The 1,294-nt window shown below is 61.1% G+C and carries 1 protein-coding gene; it reads left to right on the top strand.

Annotated features, from left to right (window positions below):
• Positions 1 to 241: 241 nt before the first annotated feature.
• Entirely contained in the window at positions 242 to 1,135 is an 894-nt protein-coding gene (locus F4827_RS34880) for a sensor histidine kinase KdpD (protein ID WP_183734096.1), read from the top strand.
• Positions 1,136 to 1,294: the final 159 nt, after the last annotated feature.

The following is a 1,294-nucleotide window of genomic DNA, read 5'->3' as shown; positions in this document are numbered from 1 at the left end:
ATCCGGTTGTTTTTACCAATCTGAACGTCACCGTACATACTTACCGTTTCCTGCGTGCGATTCTGATATCCCGAAACCTGCGGGTGCCAGCGAGCACTGGATCGCTCTCCGCGCAGGCATTTGCGAGCCTCGGGTGGGCGGTGATGCGCCGCAAGCCATCGCACCGACCGCACGCTCCCTCCCTCATCCGGCAGGTCCGCCGGTTCCTGGCGCCCCGTTGGCGCGAAATGGGGATCACAGAATGTCAGCACATCCCGTTTCCTTCCGGTCGTTGCTTGACGGTCCGGCCTTGCAGTACCGTGTCGTGGTGGACGAAATCATAAGATCCGCTGCTCAACTGAGTGCCATTCCTGTTTTGAAGGATTCTCCTTCGTCCGGGAACCATGTCGATCCACTACAACTGAAGAATGAAGTGCTAGCGATGGTGGCGCACGAACTGCGCGGGCCGTTGACGCCGTTGCGGCTCGCCGCCGGCGTCATCCGCTCGGCGTTGGCGGATCGCCCCGACATGCTGCGGCTGGTTGATATGATCGATCGGCAGATCAACGAAATCGGGCGGCTTTCCGACGATTTGATGGACGCGACCCGAGTCGGTCAGGGCTGGCTCCGCCTGAGCAAGGTCAACGTCGACATCGTCACTGTTCTGGCTGATCCATGCGAGACGGCTGCATCAGCAGCGGCGGCGCGGGGGCAAACATTTACTGTGCAGATTCCCGACCCGGCGCTGCGAGTTGAAGGCGATCCTGTGCGCCTCACTCAGGCCGTCAACAACCTTTTGCATAACGCGATGAAGTACACGCCGGCGAACGGGAACATCAGAATGACTGTTCTGGCCGACGGAAAGGATCTGGTTATTTCCGTCCGGGACAATGGACTCGGAATATCGGACACGCTGCTGCCGCATGTCTTCGAGCTGTTTGCGCAATCCAGCAGAACGATTGCTGCCAGCGCAGGCGGCCTGGGCGTAGGCCTCGCTGTCGTAAAAGCAGTCGCGGTGTCACACGGCGGGACGGTGTCGGCGACCAGTGCCGGGCCAGGTGCCGGCAGCGAATTCACGCTCAGACTGCCGATTGTCACGGGCGCTGCGGCGCCTGAGATTGAAGATGAGCGGCAATCGTGCAGCCGGATCGGGTAGCCGGGCGCAGCGCGCTACATGACGATTGACGCCGGGCTCTGCGGCGGGCCGGGGTGTGCCCGCGTACTATAATTCAGGTAGTGCCCGTCTGACGCGTTCTCCGGCAAATCTCTCTGCCTGTCGCGACGCAAAAGTATGTTCGCTGCCTCGTCTGGAGAC

It is taken from the genome of Paraburkholderia bannensis (genome assembly GCF_014200455.1).
GTDB classification, from domain to species: Bacteria; Pseudomonadota; Gammaproteobacteria; order Burkholderiales; family Burkholderiaceae; genus Paraburkholderia; species Paraburkholderia bannensis_A.
Note: the sequence above shows the minus strand (reverse complement) of the source record. Positions and strands in the feature narration are given on the sequence as shown.

Excerpts from the sequence above, each read along its gene's own strand:
- F4827_RS34880 (WP_183734096.1), top strand. The coding sequence starts at position 242 with ATGTCAGCACATCCCGTTTCCTTCCGGTCGTTGCTTGACGGTCCGGCC.